Below are 4,779 nucleotides of genomic sequence, written 5' to 3' on the forward strand. Positions count from 1 at the left end.
CCGCGCCCGCCACCAGGCGCAGGTTCCACGACGCGGCCTGCTGCAGCCGCGCCGCCCGGCCCGCGCCGTTGTCGCGGCCGGCCACGTCGAAGCCGTCGCTCAGATGGCCGTCGATGTTCAGGTTGCCGCCGGCGCGCAGCGTGAGCGTGCCTTCGCGGTGCGCCGCACCGAAACTGTCGAACAGATTCCAGTCGCGGCCCAGCGTCAGGTCGCCCGGGCTGGTGATCTCGATGCCCGCCGCCAAGGTGTAGACGCCTGCATTGCCGCCCAGCCGCGTCAGGATGCCGGTGTGGCCTGCAAAGGCATTGGCCTCGGCGATCGCCCGCGGGGCCACGGATTCCACCGTGCCGTCCGTGCTGGCATGGTGGCGCACGCCTTCGAGCACCGCGGAGCGCGCGCCCTGCACGGCGGCGTTCAGCGCCGTGACGTTCAGGCCGTCGTTGCCCGCGGTGCGCTGCGCCCGCAGCCGCAGCTTGCCGCCTTCGCCGCCGCTCAGGTCCAGTGTGCCGCCGGCCAGGTTCAGTTGGCCGTCGACCGCTTCCAGGTCGATGCGGCTGCTGCCCAGGCCGTCGATGGCGTCGGTGGCATGGGCTGCCAGCACCGCGCCAGGCTGCATCGTCAGCCCTGCCCCGCCGACCAGGCGGATGCTGCCGCCGTAGGCCGCGTCGGCCTCGACGCGCGCCGTGCCGTCGACAGAGATCACGCCGCGGTCGGTGATGACTTCGAAGTCGGCCACCCGCGTGGTGCCCGCGATCGTCAGGTCGCCCTGGCGGACGCGGAACTGCCGCGACCTGCTGAAACCCGAATCGTTGAGCGTTCGCGCCAGCGCGCCGAAATCGTCCAGCCGATCGATGGCCAGCGCAAAGTTGCCGCCATTGCCCCCGGCACCGGCCTGCGCCTGCAGCGTGCCCCCGAAGTGGACCCGTCCGCCGGCCGATGCATCCACCGTCAGGCGGCCGGCGTCGCCACCGCGTGGATGGGCGGACAGGTCCAGCAGGCTGCCCGGGGCCAGGTCGATCAAGCCGCCCCGCGTCGCGAGGCTGATCTGCCCCGCATCCACGTACCGGGCCGCGTCGAAGAAGACTTTTCCAGGCCTCCCGCGTGCAGGCGGCCCGACTCTGCGACCCTGAGGTTGCCCGTGCCGGCATCGACCGCAATGCTGCCGCCCAGCGCCAGCACCGGCAGCGCCACGGTCACGCCCTGGCCCGACAGGCTCAGGCGCGCGCCCAGGCTGGCGCGGCCCTGCGCCGCCATCTCTTGCGCATCCAGTTGCGCCTCTTGCTGCAACACCAGCTGCCCCTGCGTTCGCAGGGCCTGGTCGGCGCCGGACACCCCTTGCAGCACCGGCGTGCGCAGCGTCAGCGCCGCCGTCCCGGCGTCCAGGCCCCCGGTGCCTTCGCCAGCGATGCGCCGGCTGGCCGACAGCAGCACCTGGTCGAAGCCGGACATCGTCTTGTCGCCCGCGCCCAGCACCAGTTCGCCTGCCGACAGCTCGAGGCGACCACTGCCCGTGCCCGCGCTGCCGAGCGAAGCGCCCGTGTTCTGCAGCGTCAGGTGGGAGGCCTGTACCTGCACGGCATCGGCGCCATGACCGCGCAAGGCCGCGGCGTCGAACACCACCTGCGCCAGGCCGCGCATGTCCAGCGAGCGATAGAAGTCCAGGCTGCCGTAGCTGTGCAGCGTCAATGCCTGCGCGCGCGACAGCTGCGCCAGGGCGTCGGCGTCCAGCACCAGGCCGCCGCTGCCGCCGCCGATGCCGATGCGGCTCGCGGCCACCGACAAGGCCTTGCCCGACAGCTGCGCGCCGGCAGCCATCTCCGTGTTGCTGGTGGCGTCGAGCAGCAACGCCTCGCCGCCCTGCAGCAGCGCGCCGGCGCCGATGCGCACCTGGCCGCCGACCGTGGTGTCGACGTTCTCGCGCAACGCCCGCACGGCCTGGCCGCTGCTCACGCGCACCAGCGCACCCCAGTCCCTGGAGGGTGTGACGATGTGGTCGTCGCTGGTGTCGTTCGGCGTGTTGTTGTCGCTCCACACGGCCGCCACCTGCGGCTTGAGCACCAGGTTCGCCTCGTCGCCCGAGGCCCGGCCGTCCGCGCGCAGCACGCTGCCCGACTCGATCGACACCGCATTCGCCGCGGCCAGGATCACCTCCGGGCCGCTCAGCGCGGTGCCTGCCGTGTTGCGCAGCACCACGTCGCTGGCGGCCACGTCCACCTGCAGGCCCCGCACATCGCCTGTGCGCGTGCCGCCCACCAGCAGGCTGCCCGCGCCGAAGCGCGTCAGGCTGCCGGCGTCCACGACCAGGTAGCCGTCGGCGCGCAGGTCGTTGCTGTCCTGCCCCGCGCCGACGATGGCGATCTTCGCGGCGGCAATGTCCACCAGGCTGCCGCGCCCGCCCGCATCGGGTTGGGCGCGCAGCTCGCCGTCCAGCGTCAGCGCGCGGTCGGCCTTGAACACCACCGCGCCGCCATCGCGGGCCAGGCGCGGGGTCACGACGTCCTGCCCTGTCAGGCGGTATTGCGTCAGCTTGAACGCATCCGACGAGAAGAAGGCGTTGCCCCGCGCTTCGTTGTATTCGCTGACCTTGCGCACCAGGCTGCCGGGCAGCACGCGCCAGCCCGAGGCCGTGGCATCGCGCGCGCCGCTGATCGTGTCCTGTTCCCGCCCGGCCACGATCGTCGAGCCGTCACGCAGGCTCGCCACCTCGCCACGGGACGCAGCCCACGCCGGCAAGGCCTGGCCCGTGCTCTGCACCGCAAAGGCGCCGGGCAGCAGCGCATAGCGTGCCGGCAGGAGCGTGTACCAGCCGGCCCCCAGGCCGCCGCCGGCCAGCCAGACCTTCCGGCCCGCCGCACCGCCCGCCACGGGCGACAGGCCCTGGTAGCCCGGCAGCACCGCGTACATGCCGGGCAGCGTCAGCACGTCGTGCGAGCCGCCCGAGCCGGGCACGTGCTCCCACGCGTGCAGATCGCCCCCGCCCGCGATGTCCACCACCGCGCCCGCGGCCATGGCCACGTCCGGCGCTTGCAGGAGCACGCGCTTTTCCGGCAGGGACGACAGATAGCGGTTTTCGTCCAGGGAACTGGCATCGCCGGCATTCGCACGATTGCGGCCCTGCGGGTTGGCCGGGTCCAGCCAGTATTCGGCGTTGCGCAGGCTGCCGTAGAGCACGTCCAGGCCCGCGCCGGACACCGAGGTCAGGCTGTTCGTGCCCAGCGTCAGGCGCTCGCTGGCATTCAGCGCAATCTGCCCGAAGGGCGCGCGCAGCACGCCGTCCTGCTCGATGACGGGCGCATTCAGCGTCAGGCTGCCGCCGGCCGACAGAGGCGCCGCGGCGCTCCCGTTGCCGCGCACGGTGATGGACCGGTCCGAGTTGATTCGCGCCGTGACGGCCGTGGCCGGGTAGACCTGCGCGGCCTTGATCTCCAGCGCGCCACCCACGTCCAGCGTGGCCCTGAGCTGGGAGTCGTCGTAGTCGGTGCCGCCTTCGCTGTAGGCCCCTGCCACGAAGCGCAGGTCGGCGGTGTCCAGCACCGTGCGTTCGAAGCCGCGCAGCTTGACGTCGACGGGCGACGCAGACTCGCCCTTCGCACCCCTGCCTGCGATGTCGATGGCCTGGCTGGCCGACAGGATCAGTTCGCCGGCATTGCCGGCCGTGGCGCCGACCGTGCCTGCCAGCGGGTTCAGCTGCAGATGGCGAGCGTGCAAGCGCACCACGCCGCCCAGCCCGTCGCTCCTGATGACCGGGGCGGTGATGCCCAGGCGACCGGCGACGCTCAGGTCGACGCCGCCGGCAAGCCGCACGCCCACTTGCGTGGAATGCAGATCGACCGCCGAGAAGCCCGTGTCCTGCAGCGCCTTCGCCGACACGTGCAGGGTGCCATCCGAGGTGGCGATGTTGCCGATGTCGATCTTGTGGGTCAGTGCCGTTCCGGTGCCGCTCCAGAAATACTTGTTGAGCAGTTCGACCACCCGCTTGTCGATGTTCGCGTCGTGCTCCCACGGCGCCCTGTCGGCGCCCGGTCCCGCGGCAAGCGCCGCACCCGCGTCGAGGACGAGCCCCTGGCTGCTGGACACCGACGTTGGCAGCATCGTGTTGAGCGCGGTGCGCAAGGCACTGCTCATCTTGACGTCGCCGGCGTACTCGTCGTGGACGTCGAGGTTGCCGCTGGTGCCGATGATCCGCGCGTACCTTTCGCCGTTGAACGTGTACGTGCCGGTGGGGCTCTTGTAGTACAGGAAGGAGCCGATGTCCGGCGCCACCAGGTCCCCGGACGCACTCCCTGCCGCGCTGGTGTCCGTGATGGATAAGGACCCGCCCGCCGCCTGGGCATTGCCGCCGTGGGCGCGAAGCCTGGCATTCATCGCACCGCCGGCCGCGGCCGCCATCGCGACCGCGCCGCCATCGCTGCCCAGCTCCTGGTTCACGCGCCGCAGGGCGCCGAGCGCACCCGTGCCGCGATCCCAATACGCCACCGTGCCCCGCGCGCCCGACACGTCGATCAGCGCACCCGCTTGCGCATCCAGCGTGCCGGCATTCAGCGTGACCGTGCCGCCCGGCAGCACCCTGCCCTGGGGCAGGCGCATGACCGGGTCGTGGAAGATTTGCGCCACGCCGGGCAGCAGCAATTCGGCCCCGTCGGCCAGCGTCAAGGTGTTCTTGGCACGGATGTTCAGCGTCCCGGCCGGCGCCTGAAGACGGCCCGCCACAAGCACGGAAGCCTGCCCGGACCCGTCGGCGTCCAGCGAGATCGCGCCGCCGGTTTCTGTCTGGATGCT

Annotated in this window: 2 protein-coding genes; both read right to left on the reverse strand. The window is 72.2% G+C overall.

The features are described from left to right. Positions 1–1,021 (reverse strand): hypothetical protein (locus AC27VN_RS32855; RefSeq protein WP_490879280.1); only part of this gene is annotated, 1,021 nt, incomplete at its 3' end. Then, positions 1,018–4,653, reverse strand: a complete 3,636-nt coding sequence (locus AC27VN_RS32860) for a hypothetical protein (protein WP_490879281.1) — start codon at positions 4,651–4,653, stop codon at positions 1,018–1,020. The genes AC27VN_RS32860 and AC27VN_RS32855, both read right to left, overlap by 4 nt. Between the last annotated feature and the right edge of the window lie 126 nt (positions 4,654–4,779).

This window comes from Variovorax sp. 20P10.2.4, assembly GCF_058244205.1.